Source organism: Ruegeria sp. CJ6, from assembly GCF_056536665.1.
In genome coordinates this window covers 549,356-563,618 of the sequence record NZ_JBQFQB010000001.1, presented here as the reverse complement: position 1 = coordinate 563,618, position 14,263 = coordinate 549,356, and the positions used below count along the sequence as shown (strand labels likewise).

Annotated in this window: 15 protein-coding genes and 1 tRNA gene; 5 read left to right on the top strand and 11 right to left on the bottom strand. The window is 56.7% G+C overall.

The genetic code is table 11. The annotated features are described in order from the left end of the window. Positions 1 to 26 precede the first annotated feature (26 nt). Positions 27 to 329 carry a putative quinol monooxygenase gene (locus ACR0BT_RS02865; RefSeq protein ID WP_170562615.1) on the top strand — a complete coding sequence of 101 codons (303 nt, stop codon included), beginning with the start codon at positions 27 to 29 and terminating at the stop codon, positions 327 to 329. A 4-nt stretch (positions 330 to 333) separates the two neighbouring features. Here the strand turns inward: ACR0BT_RS02865 and ACR0BT_RS02860 are convergent, their stop codons facing one another. Further along, the gene (locus ACR0BT_RS02860; RefSeq protein ID WP_170562618.1) at positions 334 to 759 is read right to left on the bottom strand and encodes a VOC family protein; all 426 of its coding nucleotides are present in this window, start codon (positions 757 to 759) and stop codon (positions 334 to 336) included. Between the two features lie 31 nt (positions 760 to 790). Continuing rightward, complete coding sequence (locus ACR0BT_RS02855) at positions 791 to 1,396, bottom strand: rRNA large subunit pseudouridine synthase E (RefSeq protein WP_480762490.1); 606 nt, start codon at positions 1,394 to 1,396, stop codon at positions 791 to 793. A 211-nt stretch (positions 1,397 to 1,607) separates the two neighbouring features. Between ACR0BT_RS02855 and ACR0BT_RS02850 the strand changes: the two genes are divergently transcribed. Then, positions 1,608 to 2,195, top strand: a complete 588-nt coding sequence (locus tag ACR0BT_RS02850; protein WP_170405905.1) for an HNH endonuclease — start codon at positions 1,608 to 1,610, stop codon at positions 2,193 to 2,195. A gap of 3 nt (positions 2,196 to 2,198) precedes the next feature. Here the strand turns inward: ACR0BT_RS02850 and ACR0BT_RS02845 are convergent, their stop codons facing one another. Both ACR0BT_RS02845 and ACR0BT_RS02840 read right to left on the bottom strand, forming a co-directional pair. Next, positions 2,199 to 2,663, bottom strand: coding sequence for a disulfide bond formation protein B (locus ACR0BT_RS02845; RefSeq protein ID WP_170421771.1), 465 nt, complete (start codon positions 2,661 to 2,663; stop codon positions 2,199 to 2,201). Beyond that, positions 2,660 to 3,238 carry a YqaA family protein gene (locus tag ACR0BT_RS02840; RefSeq protein ID WP_170393003.1) on the bottom strand — a complete coding sequence of 193 codons (579 nt, stop codon included), beginning with the start codon at positions 3,236 to 3,238 and terminating at the stop codon, positions 2,660 to 2,662. The genes ACR0BT_RS02845 and ACR0BT_RS02840 overlap by 4 nt, the downstream gene beginning before the upstream one ends. A 145-nt stretch (positions 3,239 to 3,383) precedes the next feature. On the opposite strand from ACR0BT_RS02840, the gene ACR0BT_RS02835 reads away from it, so the two are divergent. Continuing rightward, a tRNA-Leu gene (locus ACR0BT_RS02835) sits at positions 3,384 to 3,469 on the top strand. Positions 3,470 to 3,502: 33 nt separating this feature from the next. Here ACR0BT_RS02835 and ACR0BT_RS02830 read toward each other — a convergent pair. Genes ACR0BT_RS02830 through ACR0BT_RS02820 form a run of 3 tightly spaced genes read right to left on the bottom strand, consistent with a single transcriptional unit; the run spans position 3,503 to position 7,585 of the window. Continuing rightward, positions 3,503 to 4,537: a lipocalin-like domain-containing protein gene (locus tag ACR0BT_RS02830; protein WP_480762489.1), complete on the bottom strand. Its 1,035-nt coding sequence runs from the start codon at positions 4,535 to 4,537 to the stop codon at positions 3,503 to 3,505. Next, the gene (locus tag ACR0BT_RS02825; RefSeq protein WP_480762488.1) at positions 4,527 to 6,941 is read right to left on the bottom strand and encodes an ABC transporter permease; all 2,415 of its coding nucleotides are present in this window, start codon (positions 6,939 to 6,941) and stop codon (positions 4,527 to 4,529) included. The genes ACR0BT_RS02830 and ACR0BT_RS02825 overlap by 11 nt, the downstream gene beginning before the upstream one ends. Further along, positions 6,938 to 7,585 carry an ABC transporter ATP-binding protein gene (locus ACR0BT_RS02820; protein ID WP_480601514.1) on the bottom strand — a complete coding sequence of 216 codons (648 nt, stop codon included), beginning with the start codon at positions 7,583 to 7,585 and terminating at the stop codon, positions 6,938 to 6,940. Before ACR0BT_RS02820 ends, ACR0BT_RS02825 begins: the two co-directional genes overlap by 4 nt. A 166-nt stretch (positions 7,586 to 7,751) precedes the next feature. On the opposite strand from ACR0BT_RS02820, the gene ACR0BT_RS02815 reads away from it, so the two are divergent. Then, positions 7,752 to 8,186, top strand: a complete 435-nt coding sequence (locus ACR0BT_RS02815; protein WP_170393683.1) for an ion channel — start codon at positions 7,752 to 7,754, stop codon at positions 8,184 to 8,186. Here ACR0BT_RS02815 and cls read toward each other — a convergent pair. The 3 genes from cls to ACR0BT_RS02800 are packed head-to-tail and all read right to left on the bottom strand — an operon-like array spanning position 8,183 to position 12,264. Beyond that, positions 8,183 to 9,595, bottom strand: coding sequence for a cardiolipin synthase (gene cls, locus ACR0BT_RS02810; RefSeq protein WP_480762487.1), 1,413 nt, complete (start codon positions 9,593 to 9,595; stop codon positions 8,183 to 8,185). The genes ACR0BT_RS02815 and cls overlap by 4 nt on opposite strands. A gap of 23 nt (positions 9,596 to 9,618) precedes the next feature. Then, the gene (locus ACR0BT_RS02805; protein WP_480762486.1) at positions 9,619 to 10,593 is read right to left on the bottom strand and encodes an HAD family hydrolase; all 975 of its coding nucleotides are present in this window, start codon (positions 10,591 to 10,593) and stop codon (positions 9,619 to 9,621) included. A gap of 60 nt (positions 10,594 to 10,653) precedes the next feature. Then, entirely contained in the window at positions 10,654 to 12,264 is a 1,611-nt protein-coding gene (locus tag ACR0BT_RS02800) for an arylsulfatase (protein WP_480569785.1), read from the bottom strand. A gap of 191 nt (positions 12,265 to 12,455) precedes the next feature. Here ACR0BT_RS02800 and ACR0BT_RS02795 point away from each other — a divergent pair, with 191 nt between their 5' ends. Continuing rightward, positions 12,456 to 13,136, top strand: coding sequence for a Crp/Fnr family transcriptional regulator (locus tag ACR0BT_RS02795; protein WP_170510220.1), 681 nt, complete (start codon positions 12,456 to 12,458; stop codon positions 13,134 to 13,136). A 7-nt stretch (positions 13,137 to 13,143) separates the two neighbouring features. Here the strand turns inward: ACR0BT_RS02795 and ACR0BT_RS02790 are convergent, their stop codons facing one another. After that, on the bottom strand, positions 13,144 to 14,235 hold the full coding sequence (locus ACR0BT_RS02790; protein ID WP_170393011.1) for an AI-2E family transporter: 1,092 nt from the start codon (positions 14,233 to 14,235) through the stop codon (positions 13,144 to 13,146). Positions 14,236 to 14,263: the final 28 nt, after the last annotated feature.

The window sequence follows — 14,263 nt, the reverse complement described above, 5'->3', positions numbered from 1 at the left end:
TTGCGGGGCGATCTAAGGAGAGCATGATGCTGATCGTGACAGGAGTGGTCGAAGTTTCAGATGCAGGGGTCGAGAAAGCCATTGCCGCTGCGCAGGTGATGGTTGCGGAAACCCTGAAAGAACCCGGATGCCTGATCTATGAATTCAGTCAAATCCTGGGTCAGGCGACCCGCTTTCGGGTCTATGAGGAATGGCAGGATCAGGCCGCGCTTGAGGCCCATTTCGCGACCCCTCATATGGCTGCTTTTCAGGCGGCGCTTGGCGAGGTCGGCGTTGTCTCTAGCGAAATCTACCGTGTGATCGGGGGCGAGAAGCAGCCGCTTCGCTGATCGATCACTCCCAAAGCTTTCCTTCCGAGAATTCGACCGAATTGCCTGCAGGGTCTCGTACATAGAGCGACCGGGCTCCGTTGGGCCAGTCGAACTCGGCATCGACAGGGATGTTCCAGTCCAACAGATGCTTGCGCATCACGGTGATTTCATCGCGGCTCAGGACAAGGCAAACATGGCTGGGACCGCGCGCCCCATGCGGTGGGACTGGCAGATCGGGGTTTCCTGGCGGTTTCTCGGTTTCGCTGGCATTGAACAGCAACAGGACGGACCCGCCGATCCGATAGAACACATGGCGGTCGGTGACGCGCTGGATTTTCTCTAGCCCCAATATCTGACCATAGAAATCCTCGGCCGCATCTAGATCGTCGACATACAGCGCGGCTTCCAGGATGGCAGACGGGGCAGGGATATCCGGTGTTACCTTCATGCCCTAAGCCTATCACATCACGCAGTTTTTGTCACCGGCGCGGGCGGCGGTCCCGCTTGCGCGACGGTGCTGCGTCAACAGCTGGCATCGGCAGGCTTTCCCACTGACCGGGGTCAAGGCCGTCCAAAGACCAATCTCCAACACGGGCTCGGATCAGGCGCAGAGTTGGGTGCCCGACTGCGGCTGTCATCCGGCGAACCTGACGGTTGCGGCCCTCTTTAATCGTCAGTTCAACCCAACTGTCTGGCACCGTTTGGCGAACCCGGATCGGCGGGGTGCGTGCCCACAGCCATTCGGGTTCGTCAATCAGCCGCGCCTTGGCGAGGCGCGTCAAACCATCCTTAAGTTCAACACCTTCCCGCAACGCCTTTAGTGCCGCTGTATCGGGAATGCCTTCGACCTGAACCCAGTATGTCTTAGGCATCTTGTGCATGGGGTCTGATATCTGCGCCTGCAATCGCCCATTATCAGTCAGCAGCATCAAACCCTCGCTATCCCGGTCCAAGCGTCCCGCAGGATAGACACCGGGCAGGTCGATGAATTCCGAGAGCGTGCTGCGGGGCGAGTCAGAATTGGCGCGGTCGGTGAACTGCGGCAATACATCGTAAGGTTTGTTGAAACGGATGAACCAGGACATGCCCCGCCATAGCTTGCAGACCACATCTGCGCAACCTGTGGATAAGTGTCACTTATCTGTTACGTATTCGGCCTAACCAATACCCGAGATGTTGTGTGAACTCGGCACTTGTCAGAGATTTAACACGATATATAGTTAACTTAAGGCCGGGGCGGGTGTTCCCCGCTCTGATGTCACAAACGGGCAGTACAGAGCGAGGAGCGATTCTGTTATGGACGGAGACTTCAGGACCGAATTTGTCAGGGAAACCGGTGCTCTCAAGCATCATCCGGCATTGGTTTTGAACGCCGATTACAGACCTCTTTCCTACTACCCGTTGTCTTTATGGCCGTGGCAGGAGGCGATCAAAGCTGCCTGGCTGGACAGGGTGGATATTGTTGCGGAATATGACGAGGTTGTCCGCAGTCCCAGTACCGAGATCCGAATACCCTCGGTCGTTGTCCTGAAAGACTATGTAAAACCCAGAAAGCGCGTGGCCTTCACGCGCTTTAATTTATTCTTGCGGGATGAATTCAAATGCCAGTACTGCGGCAGCCGTGAAAACCTGACCTTTGATCATGTTGTACCGCGCGCTGCGGGCGGGGTCACAAGTTGGCAGAATGTCGTTGCAGCGTGCAGCCCGTGCAATCTGCGCAAGGGCTCAAAATCCCTGCGACAAGCCAGAATGTCTCTGAATAAACCGCCGCGTCAGCCGGATGCTGAGGCTTTGCGCAATATCGGTCGGAAGTTCCCCCCGAACCATCTGCACGAAAGCTGGATCGACTTCCTCTACTGGGATGCCGAACTGGATCAGCTATAAACCCTAGCGCGCGCGCCAGGCTGCGATCCAGATCAGGACCAGACCCGTCGAAATCAATCCATTCCAGCCCGCCATGGAAATCCCGAACATCTCCCACGGGATGTCATCGCAACGCACGAGCGGGGCGGACATGATCTGATCCATTAACTCTTCTGCACTCAGGCCGCCGATATCACCAGATGTGCAGGTCGATGGGCCCTCCCACCAGCCTTGCTCGACCCCAGCATGGTAAAACCCTATTCCCGCCGTTGTGGCCGCGGCCAGAGCGCCTAGTAGGGGCAGGGGGCGGACGCCCGGGAAGGCAAAGGCTAGAGCACCAAGAATCACTGCGACACCATGAGGATACCGCTGCCAGATGCACATTTTGCACGGCGCGAGCCCACCGATGTACTGAAAGCCCCAAGCCCCAAGTAGCAACGCGGCTGAGCCGGATGCGGCAACCAGAACCAGAAGTCTTTTGCGCGTCATAAGTATTTCACCACAAGAAAGCCGCCAAACAGCAGGATTATGAATAGGGTAAACATCAAACCCAACCGTTTTTCGATGAAGTCACGGATTGGTTCCCCAAATTTCCACAGCAGCCCGGCCACAAGAAAGAAGCGCAAGGCGCGCGCCAGGATCGAGGTGGCTATGAACGTCCCAATCGGCATCCCGGTCCAGCCCGACATGATGGTGATGACCTTATATGGGAAAGGCGTCACACCAGCCGCCAGCACGGCCCAGAAGCCGAAATCATTGAAGCGGGTATTGAATTCTTCCATTGCGTGGGCTTTGCCCATGGCTTCCAGAACAGGCTGCCCAAGGCTTTCGTAAAAGAATGCCCCAATTGCATAACCCAATATCCCACCCAGCACCGAGGCAACCAAGGCGACCGTCGCGATCAGCCAGGCCCGCGACGGACGCGCAAGGATCATGGGAATCATCAAAACATCGGGTGGGATCGGAAAAAACGAACTTTCGACAAAAGCCACAACAGCCAGCGCCCAGAGCGCATGAGGATGTTCGGCCAGACGAATGGTCCAGTCATAAAGGGATCGCAACATGAAGAATAAGTATCCTGGTAACCGCTGCGGCAAGCCAAACCATGCACCCGACTGACCGTCAACCTCCTTCGACGAAACATTCAGGGCAGTGGTTGTTTTTTGCCTCTGGACCTTCTCTCGGTAGGGCGCTAATCCAGTGTTCGTGGCCCAAGTGGCGGAATGGTAGACGCAGGGGATTCAAAATCCCCCGCCTTCACGGGCGTGAGAGTTCGAGTCTCTCCTTGGGCACCACAGCAATTCTGAATATATTGCTGAAGTTCGGCTTCAATACCCCGTCATCTCAAGATATCCGCGCCCTGTGTGGCTGCCAGTGATGGTGATTGGCCCTTCCCAGTATTCGAACCGGGTTCCCATCCAGGCTTTCGGGGTTATGGCATCGACTTCAACATCGATCCCGCGATCCGGCAAGGATACCTGCCATTTGATCGGAACGTCACGATGCGCCACGCGGGCGGTTTCAAGGGGTTCTAGCAGGACTGAGCCGTCAGGTAGGGGGGTCGTTTGCCCATCAGGCTCAATCCACGTAGCGGCCGTGAAATCCCCTCGATCCCCGCGTAGGCGGAAGGCCATCAGCTTGTCACCGTCGTCAAAGCTGAGCGAGAACCAGTCCCAGCCGCTTTGATCTTCGGCCAAGGGTTGCGAAGACCATTCGCGATCCAGCCAACCCTGGCCGGCGACTTCGACATCTTCGTTGGGCAGGTGGAGCGTGCCCTCGACCGAGTAGAAGGGTTGTGAATAGTAGTAGCTTGCCTGACCATCGGCGGATTTCACCGAATACCCCTCGGCCCCGTGAAACACCAATGGGCCTTGGGCCTTCAGGTTCAGATCATACCCAAAGTCTGATCCGTTTGCTGTCAGGCTGAGGGTTTCCAAATCATCGCCGCGCATGTGCCATTCATCGATCCATGCCTCAAACGGATGGGCCGTTACGCCAGCCTGTCCGACACCGCCGCGAGAGAGTCGTTCGGCGAAATAGTGTGTTTCTGGCGTTGTGAGCGCGGCATGGCCCATCCAGATCTGCGGGCTTTGCCAGCCGTCAGCCTCGGACGGTTTCAGGGCCGATCGGAACAGGGTCCATTGTATGCCATAGTCGCGACCCTCTGCGTCTTTGAGGTTTGCCGTCAGATACCACCATTCAATCCGATAATCCGGATGGGCGCCGTGATCTTGCGGAAACTGAAAGCTGTAGCCCGGTTCAGGACGCGTAAAGCCATCCGCATTGCCGCCCAACCCGGCATAACCCTGCGCCCAACCGGGAATTGGAAGGAGGATGAACAGAATGAAGGCTTTAACGTTCATTGGCAAAAACCCTCAACAGCGCAGCAGGTGGTAGGCGGAGCAATCGTAATGCGGGTAGGGCCGCTGCGAGCACGGCGGCAACCAGAGTCAGCAGGAATAAGCTCAGCCAATCAGTTGGGAACAAATACATGGGCAAGCGCCATCCGAAGGCCTGCACGTTGATCACGGCCAGCAGCACCCATGCCAATACAAGGCCCAATGGAAGGGCAAAGCAAGCAGTCATCACCGCAAGCAGGACACTGCGCAGAAGCTCTAGCTTGGCCAGTTGCGCGCGCGTTAGACCCAGCGCCCAGACCGGTGCGACCTGAGGCAGGCGCTGGGTCCACAATGTCAGCAAACTGGTGAGTATCGCGAACCCCGCAACGCCCAGTGTCAGCACATTCAGCGCTGAGGTGACGACGAAAGTTTTTTCAAAAACAGCCATCGATTGCGCTTTCATAGCGGCCTGCTGCACAACTGCCGATGGAGGCAGGTCAAATTGGTCACGCAACGCCTGTGCCAGCTCCGAGGCCTGATCCGGTGCGATGCGAATGCCAAAGCGGCGTGTATCCGTATCCGGGGCAATCTGATCCAGCATCGGCATTGCGACGATGGCCTGACCTGTCGGGTTCCCGTAGTCGGAATAGACACCTGCAATCGGCAAGCTGTGCTCGGGTGTGATCGCGACGGTATCTCCGGGCCACAGATCCGCGCGTCGTGCGAGTTGCTCGTTGATGAGTACGGCGCCGCGATACAGGACGTTGTCCCAGACGTCGGGATCCTTGGCGATCAGTGGCCAGTTATTGCGATAGCTATCGTGATCAACAATCCCGTACAGAAACAACGGCCCGGTCTCGTGCGGCAATTCGGTGCTGCGAATGGGTAGGACAGCTGACGCCCTTGGGGCGAGCCAATCGATAAGGGCTGCGCCTTGTGCATTGTCGGCTGCGGTCACGTAAAGTTCGGAGGTCAGCCGTTGATCGAGCCAGCCAGTAAAGGTGAGGCGGAAGCTTGAAACCATTGTGCCCACGCCGATATTCGCGGCGAGCGCTAGCAGCAAGGCCATCAGCGCAAGTGACAGACCGGGCAATTGCGCCCGCATGTCCGCGAGCACCCATTGACCAACAGGCGTGCGGGCCCGGCGCAGGCACAAGGTCAATATCCCTGACAGTGCGAGCGGCAGCAACAAGGCCGCTCCGGTCAGCATCCCGGCAAGCAAGGCAAACCCTGCGATAAGTCCGCCGATTGTGAAATATGCGATAAAGCCCACTGCTAGCAGGGCTAGGCCACACGCGCCCGTAATCTGGGCCGAGGCTTTACTGCCACGCCAAGCTTGTAAGCCCGGCCCTGCGAGGATGGGCATGCGCGAAAGTCGCCAAAGAGCGTGGCCACTGGCCGCCAACGTGCCGCCTATTGCCATCGCAAGACCTGCGGCGACCCATTGGGGGCGTAATGACATCTGCCCGTCGATTGTTGCCCCGTAGAGGCCGCGCAACGTGGCGGCGACATCAGGCAACAAGGCTCCAGCCAGAAAATACCCCAGGATTAACCCGAACAGGCCACCGATCAGGGCCAAGAGAAGCAATTCACCCAGAACGATCCAGATCAGGCCCCGCATGGGAAGGCCCAACGCCCTTAATGTACGGATAGTGCCACGCCTCTGCGCGAAGGCGAGGCCGACCGTTCCGTGAACGATGAACAGGCCGACGGCGAAAGACAGCAAGCCGAAAGCTGAGAGGTTCAGGTGAAAGCTGTCGGTAAGCTGCGCGGTATCCAACTGGGCCGAGGGGCTAATGCGTTGAAGTTCAGGCGCAAGTTCTGACAGAGACGGGACACCACGGGGCTGATTGGGCAAGATCACCAGACGGGAAATCTGACCGGGACGGTTCAGAAGACGCTCGGCCACTCCAATATCGGTGAGCACCAGATCAGGTGGCAGCGCGGTGCTGGAAAGCACCGGTGGGAATTTGTCTTTAGATTGAAACAGCGGGGCCAGGGCGGGTGACATCAGCAGCCGCCCCGGAGCTGTCAGCATATCAGCCGGGTCGGGGGCATCCGCGCCTTGCTCGATCTGGGTGATCGCGGGTAGGACAGGGTAGGCCACCAAATCCACCCCCATCAGACGTACGGAACGGCCCTTGATGCGCAGCCTGCCTTCTAAGACGGCCGCCACTTGCCAACCTGCGCGCCTGAGCTCGGCGTAGCGGGAAAGAGGGATCGTGGAACCGGAGGCGCGCAGTTCGTCGAATTGTCCGATGGCAAGCTGGGTGCTGGCGCGTACATAGCTGGCGCGCGCTTCGGCATTGATGGCTTGCACGGCCGACCACAGACAAGTTGCCAGCGCGATACCCGTCAGAAGCGTCATCAATTGCAATGGGTGCATCCGCCAATGGGACACCAGCGCCAGGACCGCAGCGCGTGTCATGCGATATGCCCGCCCGTCAGGTGGGCACGCCGGTCGAGACGGCTGGCGATGTCATTCGAGTGGGTGACCAGCAGGAGCGCAGCGCCGGTATCGGCAACCAATGAAAGCATCAGGTCCAGCACCACCGCACTTGCTGTTTCGTCCAGATTGCCCGTCGGCTCATCCGCTAGCAGCAATCGTGGTCGGATCGCCATGGCGCGTCCGATGGCAACCCGCTGCTGCTGTCCGCCCGAAAGGTTCTCGGGGTAGCGGTCTTGCAATTCGCTCAGGCCAAGGCGCTCGGTCAGGTGGACAACCCAATCCGGGTCGTCCCGACCCGCAAGTCGCGCATGGATCGAGAGGTTCTGGGCAACGGACAGCGACGGGATCAGGTTGAACTGCTGAAAGACCAGAGACAGGGTGCCGCGACGCAATTCGGCGCGTTCCGCATCATTCAGGGCCGACATGGCGCGCCCGTCCAGAGTAATCTCTCCGCCATCAAACCCATCCAGCGCCGCCACCAGATGCAATAATGTGCTTTTGCCACTGCCACTTTCTCCGGTCAGCGCCAAGGTCTGTCCCTGTTCCAGCGTCAATGAAACATCAGTCAGGACAGGTCGCCCACCGGGATAGGATTTTCGAACGTGATCAATTGATAGCAACATACAAACTCTCATCTGGTCCCGTCACAATGTGCAACGCGGCGCGCCAGTGTCCAGAGCCGAGATCGGTTCTATTCGCCGCAGCCTTACGCATCGCATGGGGTTGTCGGCAACGCGCGAAACCCCCATGCTTGCACAGTTTTCAGCGATCAGAACAAAGGCCGTTTACATGACATTGTCGCAACAAATCATTTGGGGCAGCTTCTATCTGGGTATTTGTTTTCTGATCGAAATCATGCTGCTGACATGGTGCGTTCTGGTCATCCGAAAACTGGTTGCGAAATGGGAGACGCGCAGCACTATCCTTGCAACCGCAGGCCCGATCAGCGTGGCGCTGGTGTTTATCGTGCTGACCCATACGGTTCAGGTCTGGATCTGGGCGATTGTCTGGGTGTGGGGTGATGTGCTGCCGGATTGGAATTCGGCCCTCTATTTCTCATTGGTGACGTTCACAACGCTGGGTTACGGCGACATCGTCTTGGGCGAAGGGCTGCGCATCTTCGGAGCGTTTGCATCGGTCACGGGCCTACTGGCCTTTGGGCTGTCGACCGCGTTCCTGGTGGCCCTCATGACGCGGGTCTTTGAAGAACGGTTCCTGAACTAGAGGATCGGTGCAAACAACCGAGCAAGCGGCGCACCAAAACGGATGTGGAACGGTTGCTGGGGCAAATCGCGGGTCAGTTCGTAACTTGCTTCAAAATCAGTTTCCAGCATCGCAGCCACTGCGTTTGCTGCGCGGCGATCAAAGAACAGGGCCATCGCCTCAAAGTTCAGACGGAAAGATCGGTTGTCCAGATTGGTGGTGCCAACGGCGGCCAAGGTATCGTCTACAACAAACGCTTTTTGATGCATGAAGCCGTCGGTATAGCGAAACACCCGGGCGCCACAGTCTCGGATTTCGTCGAAATAGGCAAAAGCGGCCAGCCAGGGCAGACGATGGTCGATGACATCCGGCACGAGTATTCGTACATCCACACCACGCAACGCCGCGTGCTGTAGCGCGGTCATGATGTCGATGTCGGGCACAAAATAGGGCGAGGCGATCCAAAGCCGTTCTTTCGCCTCAGTGATGGCCGCAAAGAACATCATTGCGCCGGTTTCTGTTTCGTCGCCCGGGCCCGTTGCCACCAGCAGCGCATTCATGTCCTGATCAGATTCATTTCCAGCCCAATCGAGTTGGTCGATCAGATCTTCGTTGCGCGCCCAGTGCCAATCCTCGGTAAAAATCAATTGCAGTTGCCGTACAACGTGGCCGGTCATCTTGATATGCGTGTCCCGCCAGCGACCGAACCGAGGGCTTTGCCCCAAGTATTCAACGCCGATGTTGTGACCACCGATAAAGCCGACATTGCCATCCACGATCACAGTTTTTCGGTGGTTGCGATAATTCAGTTGAAACCGGAAATTGGGCCCGCGTTGTTCGCGGGGATCTGCAACATCCACACCGGCCTGGCGCAGCGTCTCAAAATAGCTGGACGGCAAGCCATAGCTACCCACTGCATCGGTCATGAACCGAACATGTACGCCACGCTTGACCGCGGCGATTAGCCGGTCCCGCACCCTTCGCCCAAGATCATCATCCCGGACGATGTAGAACTGGATCAGAACGTAATTCTCGGCCTTATCTATGGCGTCGAGAATGGCATCAAACGTAGCTTCGCCGTCGATCAGCAGCTCGGCTCCATTCCCACGTGAGACGGGCAAATGGGCCAGCGCTTCAAACGCGCGAGGATTGACTCGCATCGTCTGAGGGTCGGGTTTCGAGAAGTCGGCAAAGGTCTTGATCCCTTCGACGACGCGCTCACTTTCTTGCCGAGCGATCCGGTATCCTCTGAACCGATGGTGACCGAGGAATAGATACAGCGGCACGCCTAACATCGGGGCCGACAGCAGGAACACAACCCAGCCAACCGCTCCTTGTGGTGTGCGTGCAGTCTGCGCAGCGCGAACTGCAAAGACGACCGCTACGCAATAGAGTGAAAACAGAAAAAACGAGACGAGTAATGTCCACATCGGGGCGCAGCGATCCGGGTTGCTTAGTTTGCCCCAGTGTAGATGCGGGACCAGTCGTTGGCCATATCAACAATGACCCATCCCATATTCGGGCCTTTGTCCAACCCATCGACCAGCCGTCCAATCGGGCTTTCGCGATCGTAGGCCCATTCGCGATCCGCATCAGTGTGATGGATCAAAACGCCCAGCCGTGGCCCGTCGCCTGCGGTGGTCCATTCAAGCATGGCAAAATCCCCGTCCGAGTTTCCTCCGGCAAAAATGGGGCGTTTGCCGATGGTGCGCTCGATGTTGATTGGCTTGCCTTCTTTGTCATCGATGAAGGCAATGCCGGGGGCCTTGTTGATTACGGGCGTGCCGTTTTCGCTGTCATAAGTTGTTTCCCCATAGGTGCCCAGAATCTGTTCGGGCGGGATGCCATATGCCTGTTCGGCGAAGACACGCATGAAATGCAGGCCTCCGCCTGAAACGATATAAGTTTTGAAATCCTCATCCCGCAGATAGCGCAACAGCTCGACCATCGGCTGATAGGTCATCTGGTCGTAGGGCAGATCGGTCTCGGGATGTCGTGCAGTGTCCAGCCAATCGGCCACCGACGCCTGAAATACTTCAACGCTGCTGCCGGAATGCGATGCGTTGACCACTTCGATCAGAGCGTCGTGCCCGCCTTCCAGAATGGTCTTCAGATCACCCTCAGCAGCCGCTTTCAACGCTGGGGTCGATAAGATGGATGGGTCTTGTTTAGCAAGCTCTGCCAGTTGGTCCATGGCAAATATGAACTGAAAATAGACCGGTTGTTCAGCCCAGAGCGTGCCGTCATTGTCAAACACCGCAATCCGATCGGCGGGAGTGACATAGAATTCATTCGCCGGGTCGCTGACCGCGTCAACAAAGTCGATGATCTGCTGTTTTGATGCCGAGTCGGTCCAGCTGGGCAGGGGGTCTGCGAACGCCACTAGGGGGACGGTGGCTATAAATGCCGTGAGTTTGAGAAATCTCATGTAATAGCCTCTGATACTGGAAAAAGGGGCCGCGCTTTACGGCGGCCCCTGTCTTGTTTTCTAGTTCGAAGTTGGTGTGGCCAATTTCTGCATCACCTGATCAAGGCTGAAGCTGGCCGCCTTCTGACGTGGTGGGAATTCTTGGAAAGTACTCAGGAAACTCGCCACATATTGCTGCGCCGGTACTAGGAAATACACCCGGTCGATCATCCAGTCGTAGTATGTGTTGGATGTACGGTATCCACGCTCATAAGGGTCGCGGCGCAAATTCACGATGATCGGCACGCGCAGTTCTGTAAATGGTTCCATCCATGCGCGCAGGGTGGCCCATGCTTTTTGCTCCAAAAAGATCAGCTTCCAGTCGTCAAAGCGCAAAGCGGACAGGTCGCCGTCATCCGTGAAATAAAAGATTTCACGGCGGGGGCTTTCAGTGGTCTCACCGGTCAGCAGTGGCAAGATGTTGTAGCCATCCAGATGCACTTTGTAGTCGCGACCCATGGCAGGTGAGGAATAGCCGGCTTTCAGCTTTTCCTTGATTTCGGGGTCGCCAGCGACCGCCAGATAGGTGGGCAGCCAGTCCATGTGATGCACGATTTCGTTCGAGATCGAACCCGCTTCGATCTTGCCGGGCCAACGCACCATGGATGGTACGCGCCAGCCGCCTTCCCAGTTGGTGTTCTTTTCGCCCCAGAACGGTGTCGAAGCGGCATCCGGCCATGTGTTGTAATGCGGGCCGTTATCGGTGGAGTAATGAACGATCGTGTTGTCGGCGATGCCGAGTTCGTCCAGCAGATCAAGCAGTTGGCCGACCTGAATGTCATGTTCGATCATGCCCGCCGTGTACTCATCGGCCGGACTACCTAGGATTTCGTTGGCTGTTTCGCGCATATCTTCCCCGACATGGGTGCGGAAATGCATGCGTGTGCCATTCCACCAGACATAGAATGGTGTGCCGTTCTGGTTGGCCTCACGAATGAACTCAACGGCAGCTTCCAGGGTTTCCTGATCCACCGTTTCCATGCGTTTGCGTGTCAGTGGACCGGTGTCTTCGATGGGGCCACCTGCGCTGGACTTGATCACACCGCGCGGACCATAGGCCTCGCGGAACGTGCGCCCGTCGGGCAAAACCGCGTCCCCGGGATAATCTTCATGCTCGGGTTCTTCTTCGGCATTGAGGTGATAGAGATTCCCAAAAAACTCATCAAATCCGTGATTTGTCGGCAGGTGCTCATCCCTGTCGCCCAGGTGGTTCTTGCCAAACTGGCCGGTCACGTACCCATGATCCTTAAGCAACCCTGCAATCGTGGGGTCTTCGATCTGCATCCCTTCTTTAGCGCCAGGCAAGCCAACCTTGGACAGTCCAGTCCGGAACACCGATTGGCCCATGATGTAAGATGAGCGGCCAGCTGTGCAGGATTGCTCGCCATAATAATCGGTGAAGATCATGCCTTCATCGGCGACCCTGTCGATATTGGGGGTCTGGTATCCCATAAGGCCCATTGTGTAGGCCGAAATGTTGGATTGGCCGATGTCATCGCCCCAAATGACCAGAATGTTGGGTTTTTGATCCTGCGCCCATGCGGGCAGTGCGACCAGAACGGCAATCGACGCTGCTGCGGTACGGCGCAGTCCGATACGCCAGCTTTCCAAGAACCGGGTTGTAGTTAACATGTTTTACTCCTGAACTTGTGGACAATTTGTCCCTGTGAACTATCTGAGACTTGTGTCCAGAATAGGATTAGTTGCAGTCGTTAAGCATTGGATATCCCGCGAAAATAGCCAGATTGCGGGATTCGTGTGTAAGTAATGTAGGCCAGTGAGCCTGATTGAAATTTATCATATGATGAAGTTTAAATATATAGATGGCATTAATTGAAACTGATCTAGACGCGCTGCAGGAAAGTTCCTGGTTCAAAACCAGATCTCCCGCCTTTCAGGATGCTCTGATGCGCAGCGCCGTGCGCCGAACTTACGGTGCTGACGAAGCTTTGTTTGTCCAGGGTGATCCCGCCAACGGGATTCACGCTGTATTGGATGGTAGTGTTAAGATCACCGTCCCCGCAGATGACGGTCAGGAATTTGTCATACACCAAGAGGGACGTGGCTTTTGGATCGGCGATCTCGCGTTGTTTGCGACTGCGCATCGGCTGATCAGCGTGGTGGCGACTCGGCCAACCGAGACGCTTTTCTTTCCGGCCCCGCGGTTAGAACGCTTAGTGCAGGATTCTCCTGACTTTGTTCGGGATTTCTACGCCTTAAGTCATGAAAACATGCAAAAAGCCCTACGTATCGTTGCCAATCTTGCGGTGACCGGCACCGAGAAACGGCTGGTTCTGAGGTTGCTGCATCTGGATGAGGTGACATCCGATGCAGAGGGTTGGATACCGGTTTCGCAGGAAGAGCTGGCGGCTATGATTGCAGTCTCTGCGCCAACGCTTCACCGAGCATTACACAGGCTTATCGAATTGGACTTGATCGAAGGCGGGTATGGTCGGCTGAGGTTGAAAGATCGACGAGCCCTCGTCGCTAGCTGTCAAAGTTGACGGACCTTCAAGCCGAATGTTCGGTTGACGACCGATCATCCTCGCCAAGCCTTCCATCCAAAGACATCAAGATCGCGACAGGGCGCAGCGCGGGGATGTGGCTGAAGATGATCAGGATGCAGACGGTCAAAGGCACACTCAGGAACGCTCCGATCAGACCCCAGACCGTAGTCCAGAAAGTTAATGCCAAAATCACTAGGAAGGTCGACATGTTCAGCGATCGGCCAAGCATAGCCGGATCCAGAAAGTTGCCGATTAGAAACTGTAGTGTGCCGCACCCCAGAACGATCACGAGAAATGGCCCGATCGTCTCAAACTGAACCAGAGCGATCATTGCGGGAAAGATGACGGCGATGATCGAACCGATTGACGGGATGAAATTCAGGGCGAAAGTCAGCACGGCCCAGGTTTCAGCATATTCCAGACCCAGCGCTTTGAATACGGCGTAGCTGATGGTGGCGGTGATCAGACTGATAAATGTTTTCACGCCGACGTATCGCTGCAGGCTGTACGAAATCGCATCCAGAACCAAGGCCAGGTCAGCCCCCAGCCGTGGGTTGCCGGCGGCAAGCTGGATTTTCTTGCGAAAGGCCAACCGCTCGGCCATTAGAAAGGCGACATAGAGGCTGATTAGGAAGAACTGGTTAAGCAGTGATGTGGCGCTGCCCAGCAATATCCGAGCGACATAGGACATATCGATGCTGACCAGATTGTCTCGGATAAAACTTGTGACATCGTTGCCGACCAACCCGGTAATTCTATGAACAGCCCCGTCAAACTGGCTTTCGTAGGTGTTGATCGAGCGTGCAAATTGCGTGGCCTGACTGCCCAGAATGTACATGATCATGAACAAACCGGCCAATACAACTGTTACTCCCGCGACATTCGCCAACCAGATTGGCACCCGCGTCACTGCAATGACCCGGTCGCTAAGGGCCAGGATCAGCACGTTGACCAGTAACGCCATGGTCAACGGCACCAGAAAGTTTGCCCCTGCATAGAGGCCAAGCACCATTAGCGTGGCCACGATCGCTACATCCCGCAATACGCTCAGTTGCGGACGCGCACGGGATGGGCTGTTTTCTGGGTCAGAGGTCATAAGATGGCCTTGGTCTGAGTGCTGCCTG

Bases quoted from the DNA above. Each gene is read 5' to 3' on its own strand.
- ACR0BT_RS02865 (WP_170562615.1), top strand. From the start codon at position 27: ATGCTGATCGTGACAGGAGTGGTCGAAGTTTCAGATGCAGGGGTCGAG.
- ACR0BT_RS02860 (WP_170562618.1), bottom strand. From the start codon at position 759: ATGAAGGTAACACCGGATATCCCTGCCCCGTCTGCCATCCTGGAAGCC.
- ACR0BT_RS02855 (WP_480762490.1), bottom strand. From the start codon at position 1,396: ATGTCCTGGTTCATCCGTTTCAACAAACCTTACGATGTATTGCCGCAG.
- ACR0BT_RS02850 (WP_170405905.1), top strand. From the start codon at position 1,608: ATGGACGGAGACTTCAGGACCGAATTTGTCAGGGAAACCGGTGCTCTC.
- ACR0BT_RS02845 (WP_170421771.1), bottom strand. From the start codon at position 2,663: ATGACGCGCAAAAGACTTCTGGTTCTGGTTGCCGCATCCGGCTCAGCC.
- ACR0BT_RS02840 (WP_170393003.1), bottom strand. From the start codon at position 3,238: ATGTTGCGATCCCTTTATGACTGGACCATTCGTCTGGCCGAACATCCT.
- ACR0BT_RS02830 (WP_480762489.1), bottom strand. From the start codon at position 4,537: ATGAACGTTAAAGCCTTCATTCTGTTCATCCTCCTTCCAATTCCCGGT.
- ACR0BT_RS02825 (WP_480762488.1), bottom strand. From the start codon at position 6,941: ATGACACGCGCTGCGGTCCTGGCGCTGGTGTCCCATTGGCGGATGCAC.
- ACR0BT_RS02820 (WP_480601514.1), bottom strand. From the start codon at position 7,585: ATGTTGCTATCAATTGATCACGTTCGAAAATCCTATCCCGGTGGGCGA.
- ACR0BT_RS02815 (WP_170393683.1), top strand. From the start codon at position 7,752: ATGACATTGTCGCAACAAATCATTTGGGGCAGCTTCTATCTGGGTATT.
- cls (WP_480762487.1), bottom strand. From the start codon at position 9,595: ATGTGGACATTACTCGTCTCGTTTTTTCTGTTTTCACTCTATTGCGTA.
- ACR0BT_RS02805 (WP_480762486.1), bottom strand. From the start codon at position 10,593: ATGAGATTTCTCAAACTCACGGCATTTATAGCCACCGTCCCCCTAGTG.
- ACR0BT_RS02800 (WP_480569785.1), bottom strand. From the start codon at position 12,264: ATGTTAACTACAACCCGGTTCTTGGAAAGCTGGCGTATCGGACTGCGC.
- ACR0BT_RS02795 (WP_170510220.1), top strand. From the start codon at position 12,456: ATGGCATTAATTGAAACTGATCTAGACGCGCTGCAGGAAAGTTCCTGG.
- ACR0BT_RS02790 (WP_170393011.1), bottom strand. From the start codon at position 14,235: ATGACCTCTGACCCAGAAAACAGCCCATCCCGTGCGCGTCCGCAACTG.